Source organism: Gracilimonas sediminicola (assembly GCF_024320785.1).
In the GTDB taxonomy this organism is placed as follows: domain Bacteria; phylum Bacteroidota; class Rhodothermia; order Balneolales; family Balneolaceae; genus Gracilimonas; species Gracilimonas sediminicola.
Genome location: NZ_JANDBC010000001.1, coordinates 1,157,698 through 1,179,243, shown reverse-complemented (window position 1 = coordinate 1,179,243; position 21,546 = coordinate 1,157,698). Strand labels below are relative to the sequence as shown.

General features: G+C 44.8%; 16 protein-coding genes. 11 read left to right on the top strand and 5 right to left on the bottom strand.

Annotated elements, in window-relative coordinates; translation table 11 throughout:
* The first annotated feature begins 121 nt into the window (after positions 1-121).
* The 6 genes from NM125_RS05360 (at position 122) to NM125_RS05335 (ending at position 10,420) form a co-directional block, all read left to right on the top strand.
* Positions 122-3,115, top strand: coding sequence for a SusC/RagA family TonB-linked outer membrane protein (locus NM125_RS05360; protein ID WP_255133559.1), 2,994 nt, complete (start codon positions 122-124; stop codon positions 3,113-3,115).
* An 18-nt stretch (positions 3,116-3,133) separates the two neighbouring features.
* A complete protein-coding gene (locus NM125_RS05355) occupies positions 3,134-4,477 on the top strand; it encodes a RagB/SusD family nutrient uptake outer membrane protein (protein ID WP_255133557.1) in 1,344 nt (447 codons plus the stop codon).
* Between the two features lie 88 nt (positions 4,478-4,565).
* A complete protein-coding gene (lhgO, locus tag NM125_RS05350) occupies positions 4,566-5,777 on the top strand; it encodes an L-2-hydroxyglutarate oxidase (RefSeq protein WP_349294179.1) in 1,212 nt (403 codons plus the stop codon).
* Between the two features lie 345 nt (positions 5,778-6,122).
* A complete protein-coding gene (locus NM125_RS05345) occupies positions 6,123-6,722 on the top strand; it encodes a short chain dehydrogenase (RefSeq protein ID WP_255133553.1) in 600 nt (199 codons plus the stop codon).
* Positions 6,723-6,785: 63 nt separating this feature from the next.
* Positions 6,786-9,632 carry an FAD-binding and (Fe-S)-binding domain-containing protein gene (locus NM125_RS05340; RefSeq protein WP_255133551.1) on the top strand — a complete coding sequence of 949 codons (2,847 nt, stop codon included), beginning with the start codon at positions 6,786-6,788 and terminating at the stop codon, positions 9,630-9,632.
* A gap of 119 nt (positions 9,633-9,751) precedes the next feature.
* On the top strand, positions 9,752-10,420 hold the full coding sequence (locus tag NM125_RS05335; protein ID WP_255133549.1) for a T9SS type A sorting domain-containing protein: 669 nt from the start codon (positions 9,752-9,754) through the stop codon (positions 10,418-10,420).
* A gap of 75 nt (positions 10,421-10,495) precedes the next feature.
* On the opposite strand, the gene recN is transcribed toward NM125_RS05335, so the two are convergent.
* Both recN and NM125_RS05325 read right to left on the bottom strand, forming a co-directional pair.
* Positions 10,496-12,202, bottom strand: a complete 1,707-nt coding sequence (gene recN, locus NM125_RS05330; protein ID WP_255133548.1) for a DNA repair protein RecN — start codon at positions 12,200-12,202, stop codon at positions 10,496-10,498.
* Positions 12,203-12,236: 34 nt separating this feature from the next.
* Complete coding sequence (locus tag NM125_RS05325; RefSeq protein WP_255133546.1) at positions 12,237-12,596, bottom strand: four helix bundle protein; 360 nt, start codon at positions 12,594-12,596, stop codon at positions 12,237-12,239.
* A 118-nt stretch (positions 12,597-12,714) separates the two neighbouring features.
* Here NM125_RS05325 and NM125_RS05320 point away from each other — a divergent pair, with 118 nt between their 5' ends.
* On the top strand, positions 12,715-13,731 hold the full coding sequence (locus NM125_RS05320; RefSeq protein WP_255133544.1) for an RluA family pseudouridine synthase: 1,017 nt from the start codon (positions 12,715-12,717) through the stop codon (positions 13,729-13,731).
* A 45-nt stretch (positions 13,732-13,776) separates the two neighbouring features.
* Positions 13,777-14,853, top strand: coding sequence for a CNNM domain-containing protein (locus tag NM125_RS05315; RefSeq protein ID WP_255133543.1), 1,077 nt, complete (start codon positions 13,777-13,779; stop codon positions 14,851-14,853).
* Here the strand turns inward: NM125_RS05315 and NM125_RS05310 are convergent.
* Positions 14,850-16,211, bottom strand: a complete 1,362-nt coding sequence (locus tag NM125_RS05310) for an aspartate kinase (protein ID WP_255133541.1) — start codon at positions 16,209-16,211, stop codon at positions 14,850-14,852. The two genes, NM125_RS05315 and NM125_RS05310, sit on opposite strands and share 4 nt — an antisense overlap.
* A 315-nt stretch (positions 16,212-16,526) precedes the next feature.
* On the opposite strand from NM125_RS05310, the gene NM125_RS05305 reads away from it, so the two are divergent.
* From NM125_RS05305 to NM125_RS05295, 3 genes are read left to right on the top strand one after another with little or no spacing between them, the layout of a single operon-like run.
* Positions 16,527-17,750 carry a BaiN/RdsA family NAD(P)/FAD-dependent oxidoreductase gene (locus NM125_RS05305; RefSeq protein ID WP_255133540.1) on the top strand — a complete coding sequence of 408 codons (1,224 nt, stop codon included), beginning with the start codon at positions 16,527-16,529 and terminating at the stop codon, positions 17,748-17,750.
* Between the two features lie 60 nt (positions 17,751-17,810).
* Positions 17,811-18,035 carry a ribbon-helix-helix domain-containing protein gene (locus NM125_RS05300; protein WP_255133538.1) on the top strand — a complete coding sequence of 75 codons (225 nt, stop codon included), beginning with the start codon at positions 17,811-17,813 and terminating at the stop codon, positions 18,033-18,035.
* Positions 18,025-18,360, top strand: coding sequence for a type II toxin-antitoxin system PemK/MazF family toxin (locus tag NM125_RS05295; protein ID WP_255133536.1), 336 nt, complete (start codon positions 18,025-18,027; stop codon positions 18,358-18,360). Before NM125_RS05300 ends, NM125_RS05295 begins: the two co-directional genes overlap by 11 nt.
* Here NM125_RS05295 and lysA read toward each other — a convergent pair.
* Entirely contained in the window at positions 18,349-19,509 is a 1,161-nt protein-coding gene (lysA, locus tag NM125_RS05290) for a diaminopimelate decarboxylase (protein WP_255133535.1), read from the bottom strand. The two genes, NM125_RS05295 and lysA, sit on opposite strands and share 12 nt — an antisense overlap.
* 8 nt (positions 19,510-19,517) lie before the next feature.
* Positions 19,518-21,368, bottom strand: a complete 1,851-nt coding sequence (locus NM125_RS05285) for a cation:proton antiporter (protein WP_255133533.1) — start codon at positions 21,366-21,368, stop codon at positions 19,518-19,520.
* Positions 21,369-21,546: the final 178 nt, after the last annotated feature.

Here is a 21,546-nt window from a genome sequence, read left to right as displayed (position 1 = left end):
GAGGTCTAACACACTTCAGGTATTATTAATAAAATTAGCCAAAGGACATGATCTACAGGAAATAGCTTTACGTTTCCTTATTGTGGTCATTAAATAAAACATAAATAAAAACCAGAACACTATGAGAAATAGCTACTATGTAAGATTTCTGGCTGTTCTTGCTGTCACATTTTTTTGTGCACAGGTTGCAATAGCACAGTATACAGTATCCGGTACGGTAACAGATGCCTCAACCGGAGAAGCATTGGTCGGTGTTACTATTTTTGATGCCAACACCAATACAGGTACTTCAACCAATATTAATGGTCGGTATTCCCTTGAGTTACCGGCAGGCGAAACCAGCTTACGGTTCTCATCTATTGGGTATGTAACCCAGAACCTTGATGTATCAGGTTCCAACGGAGAGGAAGTAACGCTTGATGTTGAAATGCGTTCGGATGTTGCGAACCTTGAAGAATTGGTAGTAACAGGTTTGGCAAGTTCGATCAAAAGAGAGAACCTTGCGAATGCCATTACCAAGGTAGATGCTGCAGATTTAGTTGAACGAACACAACCTCAAACACTGGATGGAGCCTTTAAAGGGAAGATTCCGGGGGTATCTATTCGTTCACAAAGTGGAGCACCGGGCGGTGGTATTAACGTACAGATGCGTGGAGTAAGTACACTGGGAGCCGGTTCTTCTCAGCCACTCTATATTATTGATGGTGTGTACGTGAACAACGATGCCATTTCTAACTCCCGATATCTGACAACAGGTGCCAACAGTACCCAGGAAGATAACTCAGCTAACCGCCTTTCTGATATTAACCCGGAAGACGTGGAAAGTATCGAGGTGCTTAAGGGGCCTTCTGCTGCGGCTATTTACGGCCAGCGGGCGAATGCTGGTGTGATCATTATCACCACCAAAAAAGGGCAGGCCGGAGATACTCAGGTTTCAGTTTCTCAGGATGTTGGATTTAACAGTGCCCTTAACCTTGTAGGTGTTGCTGAATGGAATCCCGATAAAATTACGACCTATACCTCCATTTTTGGTGGTAATACTGCTGCTGAAATTGCTGCATATAATGCCGCAGCTAATGCCGGTCGTATTTATGATTATGAAGAAGAGTTATATGGAAACACAGGCTTGATTACCCAAACAAATGTGGGTGTGTCAGGCGGTAACAGTGCTACCAGCTTTTACATTACAGGTACAACCCGAAGCGAAGACGGGATCATCGAAAACACCGGTTTCGACAGAAACTCCATTCGATTGAATCTCGATCACCGCATCAGCGAGAACCTGAGGGTAGCGAGTCGCACCAGTTATACATTTAGCGAAAACCAGCGTGGTTTCACCGGAAACCAGAACGGTACGGGTGGTTCCATTGGTTATGCGCTTTCCTACACCCCAACGTATGCACAGTTATTCCCGAACGATCAGGGCGATTATCCTAACAACCCATACTTTAGTGATAATATGTTGTCGATCGTTAACAATGCGGTGAATGACCAAACGGTACAACGGTTGATTCAGGGACTTCAGGTAAATGCTGACCTGTTTAAGAGCGGTTCAAATATTCTTTCTCTTTCCGTGGACGGTGGTGTTGACTACTTGACCTTTAAGAGTATGGTTTGGATGCCTACTTACCTGCAAAATCAGCAGAGTAATGCCAACCCAGGAGATGTGGTTCACACCATCGAAGATAACTTCAACTCCAATGTGCAGGCTGTGTTAAGCTATGCAACAACGGTATCTTCGAATATCCAGTTGAACACTCAGCTCGGTTTTTCCCGATTCGATCAGTTCCAGGAACGTAATGTAGTTCGAGGCCAGGGTCTGGTTGCCGGACAAACCGGTATCGCAAATGCTACTATCCAGTCGGTAATCAACCAAACAGAAGTTGAGGTTGTTGACCTTAGCTGGTTTGGACAGGAAGAGATTAACTGGGATGACAAAATCATTGCTACCGTTGGTGGTCGTTTTGACCGTTCCTCATTGAATGCTGATCAGGATGAATACTACTTCTATCCGAAGGCATCTTTAGCGGTTAACCTGCTGAACTTCGACATCATTGAAGGCGACTTCCTTAACCAGTTGAAGCCGCGTATAGCTTATGGCGAGACGGGTGGTCTTCCCAACTTTGGTGTAACCTACAGTTCTCTGAACTCAGGAAACATCGGCGGGTTATTAGCCACTTCAGTTGGTGGGCGTAGTATTGACCCCAACCTGAAGCCTGAAAGCGCCCAGGAGCTTGAGTTTGGTGTTGATGTAGCCATGCTTGATAACCGAATTTCTCTTGAAGCTACTTATTACAACAAAAAAGTAGCGGATCTGATTTTGGATGAGCAGGTACCAACATCTTCCGGTATTTCTGTGATTGCAACTAATGCAGCTGACCTGGTAAACAAAGGAATGGAATTTACGCTGAACCTGAACCCGGTTCGCAATCCAAACCTGAATTGGTTCTCAACAGTACTTTTCTGGAAAAATGAGTCAGAAATCACAGATCTGTCTATTGATGGATATACAACCGGTGGTTTCGGAACCAGTTTGAGTAACTACCTGATTCAGGAAGGATTCTCACCATCTACTATTGTAGGTCTTCCTGCAGTTAGTGATCCTTCATTGTATACTGTTTACGGTGACGGACAGCCTGATTTCGAAATGTCATTCTCAAATGAATTCAACATTTATAAAAACTTCGATTTCAGCTTCCTGTGGCACTGGAAAAGCGGCGGAGACAATATCAACCTCTCCCAGCTGCTTACCGATGCGGGAGGTACATCTCCTGACTGGAACGACAGCGTAGAGGGATCAACCCTTCCAAAAGGAGCTGATCGTGTAATTAATGGCGGTTCCGGAGCATATGTATATGATGCGTCTTATGTGAAACTACGTGAGATTGGATTGTACTACACCGTGCCTACCGAAACGCTTACTAATATTTTTGGTAACAGCGTGAGCAATATTAAGATTGGTGCATCAGCAAATAACGTATTGCTGTTTTCTGATTACCCAAGTTATGATCCGGAAACCTCCGTATTTGGTACTCAGGCCATCAACAACTCTGTGGAAGTAACTCCTTTCCCTACTTCCAGACAGGTGATGTTCCACGTAAATATTGACTTTTAATTTATAGGAATGAACACAATGAAATATTTAAACAAACTATTGTTAATCGTACTGCTTTCAGCAGGGATTTCGGCCTGTGATTTCCTGGACCCGAATGAAATAAGCGATCCTAATAATCCATCTATTGAAGGGGTTTTGTCTGATGCTTCCAAAGCACAGCTTCAAAACCTTGTAACCGGATTAACAGAACGCCACCGGGCAACCACCGGGGCGAATAACATCATGAGTACCTTTGGGCGCGAAATTTATCCGCTCTTTGCCTCAGATCCCCGATTTGTTAATCAGTGGGTAGGCGTAGGTGCTGATGCTAACGCAGAAGAAGATCCAACGTTCTTTGGCTCAGGCGGAACATACACGACTCCGTATCAGGCTATAAGACAGGGTAATGTTCTGATTCAGTCTGCCAATAATTCCAATGCGATTACCGATCAGGAGCGCAATGGATATTTGGGAGTAGCTAAAACGCTGCAGGCTTACAGTTACCTGATTCCCCTCAATGTTCAATACACCAACGGTATACGCATTGATGTAGACAATGTGGGCGACTTAGGTCCTTTCCTGGATTATGACGCAGCTCTGCAGGAAATCAGAAATCTTCTGGATGAAGCTCAAACTGATCTGAATGCAGCAGGCTCAAGCTTTGCCTTTGTACTGACGGATGGTTTTGATGAATTCAATACACCGGCTGATTTTGTGAACCTGAACCGTGCTATTGCAGCCAGAGCAGCAATTTATGCGGAAGATTGGGATGCAGCAGTAACAGCTGTTGAAGATGCTGCTCCTTTCTTTGAGTTAGCTACAGGTGCAGATGTAATGAATAAAGGCGGGTACCATGTTTATGGTGATCCACCAGACATTTTCAACCCATTCTATTACGTGCCAAACACAACTTCTGTTCAGTTGCCAATGGCACATCCATCACTGGTTGATGATGCAGAAGCAGGTGATATGCGCATCGACAATAAAATCTTTGTCAGAAATGATACCTTAACCCTTCAGGGTTTGGGGTCACCTTACCAGGATAATCGTTTTTCAGGAACCGGAGATTCATTTCCGTTCTTCAGAAATGAGGAGCTGATTCTGATTTACGCAGAAGCACTCGCACAACGCAACTCGGGAACCGACTTAGTTGATGCCGTTGACGCTATCAACGTAGTTCGAAACACCTGGGGACTGGGTGACTTCTTAAGTGCCAACCAGTCTGATATCATCGATCAAATTCTGTTTGAGCGACGATACTCACTATGGTTTGAAGGCGGCCATCGCTGGATAGATGCCATAAGATATGATCGTCTGGATGATCTGCCATTGGATGGAGGTCAGATTTACGAATACATAGCACGGCCACAATCTGAACTTTAAGTTCAAAAGTGGTTGATTTAAGGCTTAAAGAGCCCTCAAAAATTTGAGGGCTCTTTTTTTATGTATAAACTTTATCTTTGGCTCTATGATGTACGATTTTACTATTGTTGGAGCCGGAATTGTAGGGCTCTCCACGGCTTATAAATTATCCCTGAAATATCCTGAAGCGCGTATTCTCGTTGTAGAGAAAGAGAATAAAGTAGCGGCTCACCAAACAGGAAAAAACTCCGGGGTTATCCATTCGGGTATTTACTACAAGCCCGGCAGTTATAAAGCTAAGAACTGCGTGGATGGTCGTCATCAGCTGGTTGACTTCTGCAAAAAGCATGGCGTGGCCATAGAAATATGCGGCAAGGTAATTGTTGCTGCTGATGAGAGTGAAGTACCCAAACTTAAAGAGATTTATGAGCGCGGACTTCAGAATGAAATCGAAGGCATCGAGCTTATTGATGCAGACCGACTGAACGAGCTGGAGCCCTATGTTCAGGGAGTTGCAGCTATCCATGTGCCGTGCTCCGGTATTGTAGATTACGCCGGCATGTGCCGCAAGCTGATGGGGCTTTTGGAAGAAGGAAATGGCGAAGTCAGGTTCAATAGTGCCGTTTCGAACATTTCGAATAAAGGGGATGAAGTTGTAATCGAAGCTGGTGGAGACAAAATCAGCACCCGGTTCTTAATCAATTGTGCAGGGCTGTATTCTGACCATGTGGCTCGCTTCGCAGGCATTCATTCCCCGGTTAAAATTGTGCCGTTTAAGGGAGAGTATTACGAGCTCAAACCCGAAGCCGAATATCTTGTAAATGATTTGATTTACCCGCTTCCAAACCCTGAGTTCCCGTTTCTGGGGGTGCACTTTACGCGAATGGCTCTTGGGGGAATTGAATGCGGGCCCAATGCGGTTTTCGCCTTTAAGAGGGAAGGGTATAAAAAGCTTTCCTTCAACCTGAAGGAAACAACCGAAACCTTCAACTTCCCCGGCTTCTGGAAAATGGCCAAAGAACACTGGCGAATGGGACTGGATGAATACAAACGGTCTTTTTCCAAGAAGGCCTTTGTAAAAGGACTGCAAAAATTAATCCCGGACGTACGGGAAGAACACCTTAAAGTATCCCCGGCAGGAATCCGGGCTATGGCACTTCAACCGAACGGAGAAATCCTGGACGACTTCTACTTTGAAGTAGTTGATCGCCAAATTCATGTGCTTAATGCTCCGAGTCCGGCCGCTACAGCCGGTCTTGCCATAGGTGATGAAATCGTTAAAAGGGTGGAAGCTAACTTCACCTTCCAGCAATCAGCCTGACCGCTGTGTGAATTTGAAATCTTGGAAATTTTAATTTACTACTCACTTAGTACCACGAGGCTCGCCGGTGCCAACCACCTTTTCCAGGCAGCAAACACTGGTGATGTTTCAGAGTATCCGATGCTGGATAAACAATTTGTTGACGGATTTCTTGAAGAAATTTCAAGGTGGATAACTGAAAATTAGTTGTAATTGAAAGCCCCCCAAGATACTGTCCCGGATTTAAAAGAATGGTTAAAGCCTATATATACCGATTAGATTCCTATGGCATTCATAAACCCTATCAATTAGAGGTTTGCCCAGAACGGAAGTAGTTTTGTGTGAAATCAAAACAGAGGAATAGATATGAAGATTGTAATAGTTGGAGCAACCGGAACTATTGGGGCCAAGGTGACGGCAGAATTAGAAAAAAGGCATGAAATTATAAAAGTGGGTTCAAGCTCTGGAGATATCCAGATGGATATGACTTCCTATGAGTCGATTGAGAAAATGTATAAACGGGTTGGCAAAGTTGACGCCGTAATAGTTGCTGCAGGAAGTGCTACCATGAAACCGTTTTCTGAGTTGGAAGAAGAGGATTTTTATGTAGGCATCAAAAGTAAAATGATGGGACAGGTAAACGTGGTGTTAGCAGGTAGGGAGTATATAAATGACAATGGTTCTTTTACGCTAACAACTGGAATTCTTTCAGAAGATCCTATCAAAGGGTCCGTTGGCTTGGGATTGGTAAATGGAGCTGTTAACTCATTTGGTATATCAGCAGCCGCCGAAATGAAAAGGGGAGTCAGATTGAACGTTGTTAGTCCGGGCTTAGTGGAAGATTCGGCAGCTGAATTAGGGAGTTATTTTCCCGGACATAATCCGGTTACAATGGATAAAGTGGTTAATGCTTATGTGAAAAGCGTAGAGGGAATCCGGACAGGAGAGATCATTAAAGTTTACTGAAGTTAGTATTGATATTATCCTGAATTAACCTCAAACTTCTGCCCTAACAAAGCAGGAGTTTTTTTGATTCAACGCGACAACCTTACCCGCCAGCTGTATGCACAGGATGCTTCCATGTATCAGGAATTTCCGGAAGGAGTTTCTTTTCCCAAATCCGGCGAGGATATCCGGCGATTGGTAAAAAAAGCCAACGAAGATAAGTTCACAATTACAGCCAGAAGTGCGGGAACCAGCCTGGCCGGGCAGACTACCGGTGGCGGTGTCATCATGGACGTATCTCGCTATATGAATCAAATTCTTACGCTTGATGGCGAGCAACATATAGCTCATGTACAGCCGGGTGTTATCCGCGATACGCTAAACCGGGAAGCGGCGAAACATCAACTTCTTTTCGGGCCCGACACAGCTACAACCAACCGCTGTATGATTGGCGGGATGATTGGAAACAACTCCTCGGGTTCCTATTCCATCAAGTACAAAACCACGCGCGAGCATACTCTCGAAATTGAAGCTGTATTGAGTGACGGCTCGACGGCTATTTTTAAACCGCTGACATCCGAAGAGCTCGAGGAGAAAAAGAAACTCGAAAACTTAGAAGGGCATATTTACCGTTCTATGCTCAGGCTGATAGAGCGAAACCGTGAGCTGATTCAAAACAGTTATCCCCATCCGGAAATCATTCGCCGAAACACCGGTTACGCTCTGGATAAACTTTGTGAGATGCAGCCGTTTGATCCCAACGGCCGAAAATTCAACCTCTGTGAATTACTTTGTGGAAGTGAGGGGACCCTGGCTATGACGGTTTCTGCCAGACTGAACCTGAGTACATTGGATCAGCACAAGCTTGTGGTCGTTCCACAGTTCGAAACGCTGGAAGAGGCGATGCGTGCGGCCGTTGAGATTGTAAATTTTGATCCGGCAGCTGTCGAACTGGTAGATCATATCATTTTGAATGCCACCAAAGGCAATATTGAACAGCGCAAGAACAGGTTCTTTTTGGAGGGTGAACCCAACTATATCCTCATCACTCAGTTTGAAGGTAATGATCCTGAGGAGCTCCAAAAGAAGGCTGAGCAAGTTTCGGCTAAGCTGAGTGAAAAATCTTTGGGATATGCCTATCCAATCATTCCGGAAGAAGATAAAATGAAAAGGGTATGGGAGCTGAGAAGGGCCGGCCTTGGGTTGTTGATGGGCCTGGGATCAGATGGACGTTCTCCGTCATTTTGTGAAGACACCGCCGTTCGTGTTCAGGATTTGCCGGAATACGTAAAAGAATTTCGGACCATTTTGGATAAGCATAACACAAAGTGCGTGTTCTATGCGCATGCTTCGGTTGGGGAATTGCATTTACGCCCCCAAATTGATATCACTACCGAAACCGGGCTGAATACCATGAAAACCATGGCAGATGAAATAGCCGACCTGGTGAAGAAATACAATGGTTCTTTATCTGGAGAACATGGAGACGGACGAGTGAGAGCTCCATATATCGAAAAGATTTTGGGCAGAGAAATGCTGCCGGTTCTCAGGCAGGTAAAAGAAATCTGGGACCCGGAGTACATTTTTAATCCCGGTAAAATCGTAAAGCCCAAACCTATTGATCAGGATTTGCGGTTCTCGCCTTCCTACCAAAAACCCGAGCCGGAAACGGTACTTTCCTGGCGTAAAGAAGGTGATTTCGGCAGCGCCATGGAGCTTTGTAATGGTGCCGGTGTATGCCGCAAGCTGGCCGAGAGTGGCGGAACGATGTGTCCTTCCTATCAGGCAACCAAAGACGAAAAAGATTCAACCCGGGGAAGGGCAAATGTATTTCGACAGGTTTTTGCGGGAGAAAATCCTGCGGGATATGAATCAGAGGAACTGAAGGAAGCTCTGGATTTATGCCTGAGCTGCAAGGCGTGCAAAAGTGAGTGCCCTGCCAATGTGGATATGGCCAAAATGAAGACCGAGTTCATGAACGGCTGGCATCAAAAAAATGGATCAACATTGAAAGAGCGCTTCTTTGCGGATGCTGCCAAGGTTTTTCCACTGGCTTCTATCACCCCAAAAATTGCCAATAAAGTGGCGGGTTCAGCAATAGGCAAAAAAGTGTTGGAAGGAGTATTCGGGATTGATTCCCGGCGTGACCTCCCCAAATTCGCCAATCAAACGTTTCGGGGGTGGTTTAAAAAGCATCGCCGGAATGGAGCAGTGAAAAGTGACGAGAAAGTAGTGCTGTTTGTGGATGTATTCACAAATTACAATGATCCTGAAATTGGTAAGTCAGCTGTGAGCGTGTTGGAGCATATGGGATATGAGGTGCTTATCCCGAAAGCGATGGAAACCGGCCGCCCGCAGCTATCCAAAGGTTTTCTTGATGAAGCTAAATCCATTTGCGGGGAAGTACTGGAAGAGTTTACAGAATATGTGGAAGCCGGCATACCGGTGGTAGGACTGGAGCCTTCTGAAATATTGACCGTTCGGGATGAATTCCTGGAGCTTTGTTCGGATGAACAACTACCCCTGGCTGAAAAACTGGCCGGTCAATCACACCTCTTTGAGGAGTTTGTGGCTCGGAATAAGTCGCGATTGTCTCCAAAAGCCCAGAACCAAACCGTAACCCTTCACGGGCATTGCCACGCAAAAGCTCTTGTCGGAAATGACCCAACTGTTGAAGCTTTATCGGCTGTCGGCTTTACTGTGGATGTACTGGAGACAGGTTGCTGTGGGATGGCTGGCAGTTTTGGGTATGAAAAGGATCATTATGATGTATCTCAGGAAATTGGTGGGTTGGTTTTATTCCCGACTCTGCAAAAGCAAAAAGATCCTTTAGTTTGTGCCCCGGGCTTCTCTTGCCGTCATCAAATTAAAGACGGGGTAAATATTAAATCTTACCATCCGGCGGAACTTATCCATCGTAGCTTGTCTTAAAAGAGAAATGAGGTGTTCGTTTTTATGACTAATTAAAAAGTTAGTCTTGTCAAATTAATAGTTTGATATTAAACGAATTTTTATAACCTTAGTTCACAAACCCAATTTGAGAGGTGCTTATGAAACGATTTATACTTTCTGTTTTTCTATGTTTAGGTATTACCGGCATGGACGTATATGCGCAGGTTGATTATGAGGACGAGATACAACCGATTTTCAACGCCAGTTGTAACAGTTGCCATAGTTCAGGGCAAAACAGCTTTAATTCCAGCTCTTATGATGCCGTGATTGCCAGTACAAGTCCGGCTAGCCGTTATGACGGTAAACATGTATTGCCGGGAAATGCAAATGGTAGTCCTTTAGTAGATAAAATTGAACCGAATCCTCAGTTTGGCTCACGAATGCCCCAGGGTGGTGCACTGAGTGATGAGCAAATCAGTCTTATAAGGCAATGGATTGACGAAGGAGCCAACGAAGTTCCAACGTCAAATGAAGTAATTGCCGAATTACCGGAGGGTTTCGAGCTAAAAGGAAATTATCCAAATCCATTTAATCCGACCACAAATATTACCTTTCGTGTACCCGAAGCGGTTTCATATCAGCTGAAAATATATACAGCTCATGGTGCTTTGGTTGAGGAGATTGCAGGAAATGCTTCAGCGGGTGAGACCTCGGTTCCGGTGAGTTTTGGCAATCAGCCATCGGGGATCTACTTTTATCAACTTGTGGCCATCACCGCTAACGAACGATATCTGCTGGGTTCCGAGAAAATGACGCTAATCAAATAGGTGTTAATTTCAAGGTGTTAGGTTTTAGAATCGGCTAAAACCTAACACCTAATACCTTGCCCCTAAAACCTCCTGTCAATTTTTAAAGGTATTCTTCTCTATAAGTTCACGGGCGCTGTTAAGGGCCGATTCTGAAATTTGGGAACCGCTCATTAAGCTGGCTATTTCATGGATATGCTCTTCATCTGAAAGCGGAATGATTTTCGAAACGGTTCGTTCGCCCTCTTCAGCTTTAGCTACTTTGTAGTGTTTGTGGGCCTGACTTGCAATTTGAGGCTGGTGCGTGATCGCAATAATCTGGCAGTGCTCCGATAACTTACGCATGGAAGCTCCCACTTTTTCAGAGATCTCCCCGCTGATTCCGGTATCAATTTCATCAAATATCATAACCGGCAGGCTTTGCTCTTTTGCCAGAATAGACTTCAACGCCAGCATTACCCGACTGATCTCGCCGCCCGAAGCAATTTTGGCCAGTGGCTTAGGTTCCTCGCCTTTATTAGTGGATATGAACATGCGAACATCATCGCAGCCGGTTTCGTTACACTCTATCTGTTTGCCTTCCACCTCAATCCAGCCATTGTCGGATAACAGCCAATCTACCCGTACATCCAGTTTGGAATGAGGAATTCCCACTTTGGCCAGCTCCTGCTGAATCTGAACAGCAAGCTCTTCTCCAATCTTAAGCCGGGTTTGGTGGAGCAGAACGGCCTTGTCTTTTAGCTCCTTCGCCTGCATTTGAATTTGATTTTCAAGCTTCTCGATTTCAAGGTCGAAGTTATCAGCAATGGAAAGCTCACGCTGAATTTCATGCAGGTAGCTGATGAGCTGCGGTAAATCCCGCTGATATTTTTTCTGAAGGCGGTTCAGTTCCGACTGTCGCCGGCGGAGCTCTTCCAGTCTCTTTGGGTTGAACTCAATACTGTTGCGGTACCGTTCAGCAAAAGCAATGGCTTCATTTACACTTACACGGGCTGCATTTATTTCTTTCAGGTAGTTCTCGAATTCCGGTTCAATGCGGGCAAGGTCTTCCAGGTTCAGCTTCAGAAAATTCAACAGCTGTACGATGTTGCCGTCATCAGCATCTGCCATCTCGGATATAGCAGCTGCCTTCTGATCAAGCACTTCTGCATTATCCAGCAGATTCATCTCCGACTCCAGCTGTTCCAGGTCTATTTCCCCAAGCCGTGCTTCTTCCAGTTCCTGAACCTGGAACCGGTACAGTTCTGTTTTTTCCTGAAGCTCGTTTTCTCTTTTTTGAAGTGACCGTAGCTCTTTTTGCAGCTCGGTCATTTTCTTGTACTCAGCCTTGTACTCTTTAAGAATGGGCTCCACTTCACCAAAACCATCAATTACTCCCTGATGATTTTCTTCTTTGAGCAGAAGTTGATGATCGTGCTGTCCGTGTAAATCGACCAGTAAATCTCCAGCTGCTTTCAGTACGCTTATGTTAACCGGAGTATCATTAATAAAAGCACGGCTTCCTGTATTCCGAATTTCACGGCGCAGTATGAGGTATTCACTGAATTCAACCTCGTTTTCTTCAAGCAGGGCTTTTAAATCAGCATCTTCACCAACACGAATAGTTGCTTCTGAAATGGCTTTGTCTTTTCCCTGGCGGATCACATCGGTGTCGGCCCGTTCACCCAGAATCATATTCAATGCTCCAATAATAATCGACTTCCCGGCACCCGTCTGTCCGGTCAAAATATTCAGCCCTTCCTCAAAATCGACCTCCAACTCATCAATGAGCGCAAAATCTTTTATGTATAGTGATTTAATCATATGGAATTCAAAATTTAAAATTCAAAATGAAAAATTATTGAAGCTTTTGTCTCGTTGTTTTCACGATTGCGGACAAGATACTGATTAATTCAAAAGAGGCATCAAGATAAGCATCGACATTAAGATTAGTTAGTTCACTTTCTTTTAATAACCTCAGCCAATAATGAGTTTCGCGAGCTTCTTTTAAAGAAATAGATAATTTTGATAAAAAATCCTTTTTCGACTGTCCTGCAATAGCTTCTTCTACATTAGCCCCAATACTGGTTCCGGATCTGATTAACTGTTTAGATATAATATACTCTCGTTCAGCCTGTAACTTCCGAAACAACTCGATAATTTGTAGTGAGAACTGGAAGCTCTTAGTTTGAATTACATTCTCTTTTACGGCACTCATATTTTAAATTTTAAATTTTTCATTTTGAATTACCAATGAGTTAGAGCGATACCAAGCCAATTCCTTACAAAAAATCTTCCCGGATAAAACAAAGCTTAAAAGTGCTTACCTTTTGGCTATGGAAAAGAAAGCAGGCAAAGACCGACAGAGTACAATATACGAACACACCGTCCCGGACGGTCAGCATACTGATATCCGTCTGGATAAATATATTACCTCCTTTGTGGAAAATGCTTCACGGACAAAAGTACAGGAAGCTATCAAAGATGGCTATGTGGAAGTGAATGGGAATAAGGAAAAACCCTCGTACATCATGCAGCCCGGAGATGAAATTTTCATCGAGCTGCCACAGCCCCCTCCTCCGGAAGCCAAGCCTGAGAAAATGGATCTTAATATTGTTTATGAGGATGATGAGATTATCATCGTGAACAAAGAAGCCGGAATGGTGGTGCACCCCGCATATGGAAACTGGTCGGGTACTATGGTCAACGGCCTGATGTATCATGTGGATGAGCTGGCCGGTGATGATGAGGATGAGAACCTGCGTCCGGGCATCGTTCATCGACTGGATAAAGACACCAGTGGATTGTTGGTTGTTGCCAAGAACGATGAGACGTTGGCTAAACTCAGCGGTTTGTTTCAGGAGAAAGATGTGGAACGAACCTACTGGGCTATCGTCTGGGGAACCCCGGAAGAAGAAGGCACCATCGAAGGTGATATTGGCCGATCCAAACGCGACCGGAAGCTGATGACCGTGAAGCCGGAAGGACAGGGCAAATCAGCCGTTACCCATTACAAAGTACTTGAATATTTTGACTACCTGAGCCTGGTTGAAGTGAAGCTGGAAACAGGACGTACACATCAAATCAGGGTGCACTTTGCGCATTTAGGTCATCATGTATTTGGGGATCCGACCTATGGCGGAACCTCAGTTCGGTACGGGCCAAATACCGGTTCCCGAAAATCCATGTTTCATAATCTGATCACCGGACTTGGCCGGCAAGCTCTTCATGCCAAAACCCTGGGATTTGAACATCCTGCAACCGGCGAAATGGTAAGTTTTGATTCAGAGTTACCTAAAGATTTCCAGCATGTACTAACGATGCTCCGGGAAAACTGTAAGCAAGAATACTAATAACAACACTTCTCAATCAAAGCCTGATTTAATTATACTTTACGCATGGGATTACTGATTTTTTATTTGATACTGGCTATTGGAGTCTCCTTTTTGTGCTCCATTCTGGAAGCCGTACTACTTTCCATTACGCCATCATTTGTGGCCGTGCTGGAGCGGGAAGATGCCAAAAGTGGAAAGATACTGCGCGATTTAAAGCAGGATATCGATCGCCCGCTTTCTGCGATATTAAGCCTTAACACCATAGCGCACACCGTGGGTGCTGCCGGAGTAGGAGCCCAGGCACAGGTGGTATTTGGGAACGCCTACGTTAGTATTACCTCGGCTATACTCACCCTCCTGATTTTGGTGTTCTCTGAAATCATCCCCAAAACCCTTGGGGCTACCTACTGGAAAAAGTTGTCCGGTTTTGCAGCACGTGTTACTAATGTACTCATCTATATTACTTACCCCTTGGTGTTGCTGTCACAGGGAATCACAAAAATACTTTCCAGTGAAGAAAAACAACCCACGGTAAGTCGCGAAGAATTTAGCGCAATGGCGGACGTAGGATTTGAAGAAGGCGTTTTTGAAGAAGGTGAATCGAATATCTTTAAAAACCTGATTCGGTTTCGGTCGCTGCGAGTCAAGGATATTATGACGCCGCGTATAGTAGTGGTGAAATTTCAGGAAGATCAAACCATTAAAGAAATTCTGGATAAAAAAGACGAGCTGCGAGTATCCCGGATGCCTGTTTTTGGGGAAGATGATGAGGACATCACCGGCTATGTGTTGAAGAACGATCTGTATTATAATCTTTCGGAAGAGAACGGGGATAAAAAGCTGAAAGAAATAAAACGGGAGGTGCTGATTGTGCCGGAAACCATTTCCCTGAAAACCCTTTTTGAACGCCTTCTCGAGAAGCAGGAACACATTGCAGTGGTGGTTGACGAGTATGGTGGGCTGTCGGGTGTGGTGACCATGGAGGATGTGGTAGAAACCTTGCTGGGTATGGAAATAGTAGATGAGATTGATGCCATCGAAGACATGCAGAAGCTGGCTCGCCAAAAATGGAGAGAACGGGCTAAACGTCTCGGTATCGTTCTTCCGGAAAAGCTAAAACAACAGAGCGAGAAAGCTTAGAACAGCTTTTTATGTATTCGCTTAGCAACCTCGATCAGCTCTTCATTATTTAGAACCAGGTTGAGAATTCGTTTTTCCTTGCTGAATGAAATCAGGTCAAGGGGAATGTCTCCAAGCGCGCCAAAAATATGTTCAGTCAGCTTTTGGGCAGAATTTACAGAGCATCCAATCAGGGTTAACAGGCCCTTGTCTTTTGTCAGGCTTACATTCCCAACTTCTATAAACTCTTTGGACAGAGTATCCAGTAAAGCAGAGTCGGAAAGGGCGATGGTAACAGAAGCTTCGGTGGTATTAACGGCATCAACGGCCAGCCGGTGCTTTTCCAAAACAGAAAAGACTTTAGTGAGAAAAGAGTAGCCCATTACCGTTTCATATGCGCTGATGGTAAGTGTAGCTATATCTCGCTTAAACGACATAGCCAGCACATCCAGCTCGTGATGAGATTCTCGAATGATCTTAGTCCCGGCGGCTTCAGGTTCAAACATGTTTTTCACAAACACGGGGATGTTCCGCTCCTGCGCCGGTTTTAAAGTAGATGGGTGTAGTACTTTTGCTCCAAAATAGGCCATTTCCGTGGCATCAAAATAGCTCATTTCGTCCAGGGGTTTTGCTTCCGGTATGAACCGGGGATCGCTGGTGTAAATCCCACTCACATCGGTCCAGATTTCGATGGTTTCGGCATTAACCGCGCCTCCAATCAGGCTGGCGGTGTAGTCCGATCCCTCAAACCCGAGAGTGGTAATGGTTTTCTTTGGCGATTCGCCATAAAAACCACCGATGATGGGGATAAATCCGTTTTCAAGAACAGTTTCCAGCGAACCACAACGCTGATTTATTTCCAACAGGTTGGGATTGGCCTTTCCATACTCAGCGTCTGTTTTGATGATTTTTCGAGCCTCGATATGTTGCGTCATCATATTTAGGGCAAGTCCACATTGAGCCAGCAGGTACGATGAAATTTGTTCACCCATCCCGGCAATCGCATCTTTCATTTGCGGTGAAAGGGTGCTCTGCCGCTCCGTATAGGTAAGCAGTTTATTCAGCTTGCTGATTTTAGCTTCCGTGTTCTTCCGGCAGCTGTCTTTGATCAGCTTATTTTTCTCGTGAGGATTCTCTTTCAGGAAATCTTCAACAATCTGATTATGCCGCTCTTTTATGCTATCAGAAATCTCCAGTGCTTCTTTCAACTTTCCACGGGCGGCAAGTTCACCGGCTTCTACCAACCGCCGGGTTGTTCGCGCAGTGGCGGAAACAACTACCACCGGAAATTCATATTTGTTGATGATCTCTAATACCTGTTTCCAGGTTTTGTGGTCGGCCATGGAAGTGCCGCCAAATTTAAGTACGTTAATCTGCATAAATAGGCTTGTTGTAAATGAGGGGGTAAAAATAAGAGGATTCCCAGCCTATTCCATGTCAAATCCGGAATTATGTTCCGGGTGTTTGCCACAAAATCTCTAAAGCAGGAAATGAGAGAAGGTTGCTAAAATAAAGTTCCGAATAGAACACGGATGAGGAAGATCTTGCGGATTTTCGCAGAAGTAATATGAAATAATTGAACTACTTTTCTGCGATCATCTGCCCTATCCCCTTTATCCGTGTTCAATTAATTGGTGTTTTAGAGATTTTGAGGCAGATAAGATACTCGTGTGAAGAAACGGTATCTTTGTGGCATGAGTGAAGAGAATCTACAAGTTGCGGTTATAGGCGGGGGAGCGGCCGGCTTTTTCAGTGCCATTTCCGCAAAGCGCCATCATCCTGAAGCTAAAGTTACTATTTATGAAAAAACGGATAAACTGCTCGCCAAGGTGCGAATTTCCGGAGGCGGAAGATGTAATGTAACCCACCATTGTTTTGATATTCGGGAATTGGTGAAGTTTTATCCGAGAGGAGAGCGGCCACTTAAAAAAGCCTTCGGGATGTGGTCCCCAACCAACACGGTGGAATGGTTCGAAAACCGGGGTGTTGAGCTTAAAACTGAATCGGACGGCCGCATGTTTCCGGTCACCGACGATTCCCAAACCATCATTAATTGCCTGATGGAGGAAACGCAAAAGTTAGGAATAGGAATCAAAACCAAGTCGAATATTAAGAGCATCAGTAAAACCGAAAATGGATATGAGTTGGGATTTCATCGAGGTGGCCGAACATCAGCTGATAAAGTAATTGTGGCAACCGGAGGCAGTCCTCGATCCAAAGGGTTTGATTGGCTGCGTGAACTGGGCCATGACATCGAAGAGCCGGTTCCTTCTCTGTTTACCTTTAACATGCCGGATGAACCGATTAAGGAGTTAATGGGGGTTGTGGCGGAGCCGGTTGCTATAAAAATTATGGGTTCTAACCTGAGCAGCAGCGGTCCATTACTCATTACGCATTGGGGGATGAGCGGGCCGGCTGTCCTGAAGTTATCGGCTTTTGGAGCACGAGATTTCCACGAAATGGACTACGAGTTCAAGATCCTGGTCAACTGGACAGGGGAAAGGCCGGAGCAGGAAGTGCGGAGTATTTTGAAAGAAGTCGAAGACAATCACCCCAAAAAGAAAATTTCAAATGTAAATCCATTTGAGCTGCCGGGCAGGCTTTGGGAATTCCTGCTGGGCAAACTTAATTTAGGTGATGATATGATCTGGCAAAACATGGGCAAAAAGAACATCAACCGGTTGGTACACTTGCTCACTAACGATGTGTATCAGGTTAAAGGGAAAACTACTTTTAAGGAAGAGTTTGTAACCTGTGGTGGTATAAGTTTGACGGATGTAGATATGAAAACCATGGAGAGCCGAAAATCACCGGATCTTTATTTTGCAGGTGAAGTGCTGGATATCGATGGCGTAACAGGCGGTTTCAACTTTCAGGCTGCATGGACTACCGGTTATATAGCGGGGAAGTTGGGTTAATTCAGAAAATAAACTACCTTCATGTAGGTTATACTACAAAAAGGGGAAGCCATGAGTGTAATGAGTATTCGAATTCCGGATGAGAAAAGAAAAAAGCTAAAAGCCATTGCTTCACTGGAAGGAAAATCCATGAGCGGATTAGTAAGCGAACTCATTGATGAATATGTTGATGATGCCATGAAGCGATTAGAAGAAGAGGGCGATATAGCGCAGATCATGAAAGTCAGCGAACCCTCATTTTCTGAATGGGACAATGACGAAGATGAGGTGTATAATGACCTTTAGAAGATGGGATATCGTACTTCTTCCATTTCCATTCACGAACCTAAACGCAACAAAGAAGAGGCCGGCTCTTGTTATTTCTCCAAATGAATATAACTCAGGTCCCGATTTAGTGGTGATGTTTGTTACGAGCAATCTTAAAGCCAGGTCAAAAATAGGTGACTATATTATTCAGGAATGGGAAGAAAGTGGGCTGCCAAAACCATCCATGACAAGAATGAAGTTCGCTACAATAGATAAAACGCTTGCCATCAAAAAGATTGCGGAGCTAACGGGAAATGATCAGGCGGCATTGAAGCTAAAGCTGCAGAAGTTTTTAGGTATTTAAATCATCTGAGTATACAGAAGGGTTTGCCTCCCGAAGGTTATAGGCACTTCGCATCACTTCTCCATAAGCACCGGCACTGCGTATGGCAATTAAATCCCCGCGCTGCACTTCCGGTATAGAAACATCCTTACGAAAAGTATCGGAGCTTTCGCAAATAGGGCCGACCACATCATAGGTTTTTTCACCTTTATCGCTGGTGAGTACATCAATGCGGTGTTTGGCCTGGTAAAGAGCCGGGCGAATAAGTTCTGTCATCCCCGCATCAACGATGGCAAAGTTCTTGGCCTTTCCTTCTTTTGTATAGAGAACCCGCGTGATCAGACTTCCGCACTGTCCGGCTACTGAACGCCCCAATTCGAAGTGTAAGCTCTGATGGTTTTTAAGCTTGATGTTTTCTTCAAACAGACCGAAGAAACGCTCAAAGTCAGGTACAGAATGGTCGTTGGGGTGATCATAATTGATGCCAAATCCACCGCCCACATTAATCACGGTCAGCTTAAAACCTTTGTCTTCAATGTAGCTGTTCAATGCATTGGCTTTGGAGCACAGCTCCTCAAAAGGAGTAAATTTTTCTATTTGTGAACCGATGTGAAAGTGAATGCCAATCAGCTCCAGGTTTTCCAGGTCCGGAAATTTGTCCAGAACGGTATCCAGATCCGACTCATTAATTCCGAATTTATTTTCATTCAACCCGGTGGTGATGTATTTATGAGTGTCGGCTTCCACATTGGGGTTGAGCCGCAAGGCCACCCGTGCCTTGTTCCCGTGCTGACCGGCCAGTTCATTCAGCACATCCAGTTCCTGGGTAGATTCACAGTTAAAGCAAAAAATGTCGTGTTTCAATCCAAGCTCGATTTCTTCATCACTCTTGCCAACTCCGGCAAAGGCAATTTCATCCGGAGAAAAACCGGAATCTATAGCCCGCTGTACTTCTCCGCCGCTTACACAGTCGGCCCCCAGGCCTGCTTCTTTAATTACTTTAAGGATGCGTGTTTGGTTATTCGCCTTTAGCGCAAAATGGACATGAAATCCCTTTGAAATGGCGTGTTTCTTAACTTGTTCAAGAGTATTTCGAAGCACATCAAGATCGTAGAAAAAGTAGGGGGTTTTAAATTCCTGCAGCGCAGAAATCACATTGTTAGGATACATAAGTGAGTTTAATTTGATTCAGCTTGTTCTTCTTCAGTTGTTTTGGCGGGCTTCTTGTCCAAGTCAGCTTCTGGATTTGCCAAAGAAATCAGTGTGTCGCCATCTTGTGGCACCGGAGGGTTGTCTATCACAAAAGGTTGAACAGTTCCGTCTTTTGTAGCCAGGAATAAAGCAACAGCCTCATCCCCATAGGTTTCTTTGAAGTTCTGGAAGGTGAAGGTTTCCGTCAGCAAGGTAGATTTTACGATTTTTCCCTCTTCATAAAGGTCGGTTATATGATCAAAGTTCATGTCTTTATCAAAGAGCGTTCGCCCGGTGAGGTGGGTAGTTACATCGTTCTGCTCATTGCCTCTTTTAGAGTTTGGTGAAAGCTGATATACATGCGAACGTCCAAAAACTTCAGCGAATCGAAGCGCCGTTAATGCATTGACCTCATCATTAGGGGTGAAAGACAAAAGTTTACCCAATCCATCAAGGTTGATGTAATCCAGCGCAAATTCAGAAAGTACATTACCGTAATAGGTGTCCAATCCTCGTGATTTAGCATTGCTGATGTTCTTCCAGTTTGAGTCAGCTACCATTACTTTAATTCCTTTGTCCTGTATGGCCTCCGCAATATCGATGGCCCACTCATGTGCTCCGATAATCAAAAAGCCCCGGGGAACCGGCTTAGCGACGCCTAACTTACGCGCCACCCAAGAGGCCGAAAGCCCGTAAATAGCTACGGTGCTGATTATGATAATGAAGACAATGGAAACCAGTTGATTTGCTTCCGGATACCCATTCTGCATCAGCGATATGGCAAAGATGGAAGAAATGGAGGCTGCAACTACCCCGCGCGGTGCCATCCAGCAAAGGAATAATTTTTCTTTCCAGTTGAGGGATGAGAACATGGTTGACAGGTACACAGCGGCCGGACGAATGATGAAAATCAAAGCCCCCAAGAAAGCGAGCATGTTCAGGCTAAGACTATCCAGCAGACTTGAAAGTTCTACTCTTGCTGCAAGCAGGATAAACAGGGCAGAAAGCAACAGCAGCCGTATATTCTCTTTGAACTCAATGATGTGATGAATACGGGCCGACTTCTGGTTAGCCAGCACGACTCCCATCAACGTGGTTGCCCATAAACCCGACTCGTGTTGCACAAAGTTTGAAATCGTAAAAACCAGTACAACCACCATCAAACTGATTGGATTCTGGAGATAATCAGGTAATAAATGCTTCTTAAGCGGGAAATAAATTAAAGCAGCACCTCCAAGCCCAAGTAAGGAGCCAAAAAAGATAGTCTTGAAAATACTCATCACGGCAAGGGAAGTAGCCTCTGAAAATCCACTGGCCAAAATTACTTCAAAAACCAGAACGGCAAGCATGGCTCCAATGGGGTCAATTACAATACCTTCCCACTTAAGTATAGAACCTACCTGACCTGCCGGGCGGACTTGCCGAAGCAGAGGGATAATCACCGTGGGTCCGGTTACCACTAAAATAGCCCCAAGCAAAACCGCGAGCTCCCAGCCAAAGCCAAACAGGTAGTAGCCAAAAACGGAAGTGAGCACCCAGGTAAGTAAAGCCCCGATACTAACTAGGTTGCCAATCACCCCGCCTACATTCTTAAGCTCCGAAAAGCGAAGGCTCAGTCCTCCCTCAAAAAGGATAATAGCTACCGAAACGGATATGAAAGGGGTGAGCAGGTCTCCCATTAACTGATCCGGGTTCACCAAGCCAAAAACAGGGCCGGCCAAAATACCGGAAATTAATAGAAGCAAAATGGCAGGAAGTTTTAGCCGCCATCCCAGCCATTGGGCGCCGACACCAAAAACGAAAATACTCGCAATTCCTATAAGAATGTGTTCTGCCATAATAAAAAAACCGTATCAGCATGTGACTACGGTTTGTTGCAATAGATTTGAATACATAAAAGTTCAGAACCCAAAAGATAAAGAAAGTCAGGCAAAGTTGGAGAAATCCAAATCACCACTGAAACGGAAGGCAAAGCTTTTCAAAACTTGTGGAACGGCATGGAATTTTAGTATGGTT

Excerpts from the sequence above, each read along its gene's own strand:
- NM125_RS05360 (WP_255133559.1), top strand. The coding sequence starts at position 122 with ATGAGAAATAGCTACTATGTAAGATTTCTGGCTGTTCTTGCTGTCACA.
- NM125_RS05355 (WP_255133557.1), top strand. The coding sequence starts at position 3,134 with ATGAAATATTTAAACAAACTATTGTTAATCGTACTGCTTTCAGCAGGG.
- lhgO (WP_349294179.1), top strand. The coding sequence starts at position 4,566 with ATGTACGATTTTACTATTGTTGGAGCCGGAATTGTAGGGCTCTCCACG.
- NM125_RS05345 (WP_255133553.1), top strand. The coding sequence starts at position 6,123 with ATGAAGATTGTAATAGTTGGAGCAACCGGAACTATTGGGGCCAAGGTG.
- NM125_RS05335 (WP_255133549.1), top strand. The coding sequence starts at position 9,752 with ATGAAACGATTTATACTTTCTGTTTTTCTATGTTTAGGTATTACCGGC.
- recN (WP_255133548.1), bottom strand. The coding sequence starts at position 12,202 with ATGATTAAATCACTATACATAAAAGATTTTGCGCTCATTGATGAGTTG.
- NM125_RS05325 (WP_255133546.1), bottom strand. The coding sequence starts at position 12,596 with ATGAGTGCCGTAAAAGAGAATGTAATTCAAACTAAGAGCTTCCAGTTC.
- NM125_RS05320 (WP_255133544.1), top strand. The coding sequence starts at position 12,715 with ATGGAAAAGAAAGCAGGCAAAGACCGACAGAGTACAATATACGAACAC.
- NM125_RS05315 (WP_255133543.1), top strand. The coding sequence starts at position 13,777 with ATGGGATTACTGATTTTTTATTTGATACTGGCTATTGGAGTCTCCTTT.
- NM125_RS05310 (WP_255133541.1), bottom strand. The coding sequence starts at position 16,211 with ATGCAGATTAACGTACTTAAATTTGGCGGCACTTCCATGGCCGACCAC.
- NM125_RS05305 (WP_255133540.1), top strand. The coding sequence starts at position 16,527 with ATGAGTGAAGAGAATCTACAAGTTGCGGTTATAGGCGGGGGAGCGGCC.
- NM125_RS05300 (WP_255133538.1), top strand. The coding sequence starts at position 17,811 with ATGAGTATTCGAATTCCGGATGAGAAAAGAAAAAAGCTAAAAGCCATT.
- NM125_RS05295 (WP_255133536.1), top strand. The coding sequence starts at position 18,025 with ATGACCTTTAGAAGATGGGATATCGTACTTCTTCCATTTCCATTCACG.
- lysA (WP_255133535.1), bottom strand. The coding sequence starts at position 19,509 with ATGTATCCTAACAATGTGATTTCTGCGCTGCAGGAATTTAAAACCCCC.
- NM125_RS05285 (WP_255133533.1), bottom strand. The coding sequence starts at position 21,368 with ATGGCAGAACACATTCTTATAGGAATTGCGAGTATTTTCGTTTTTGGT.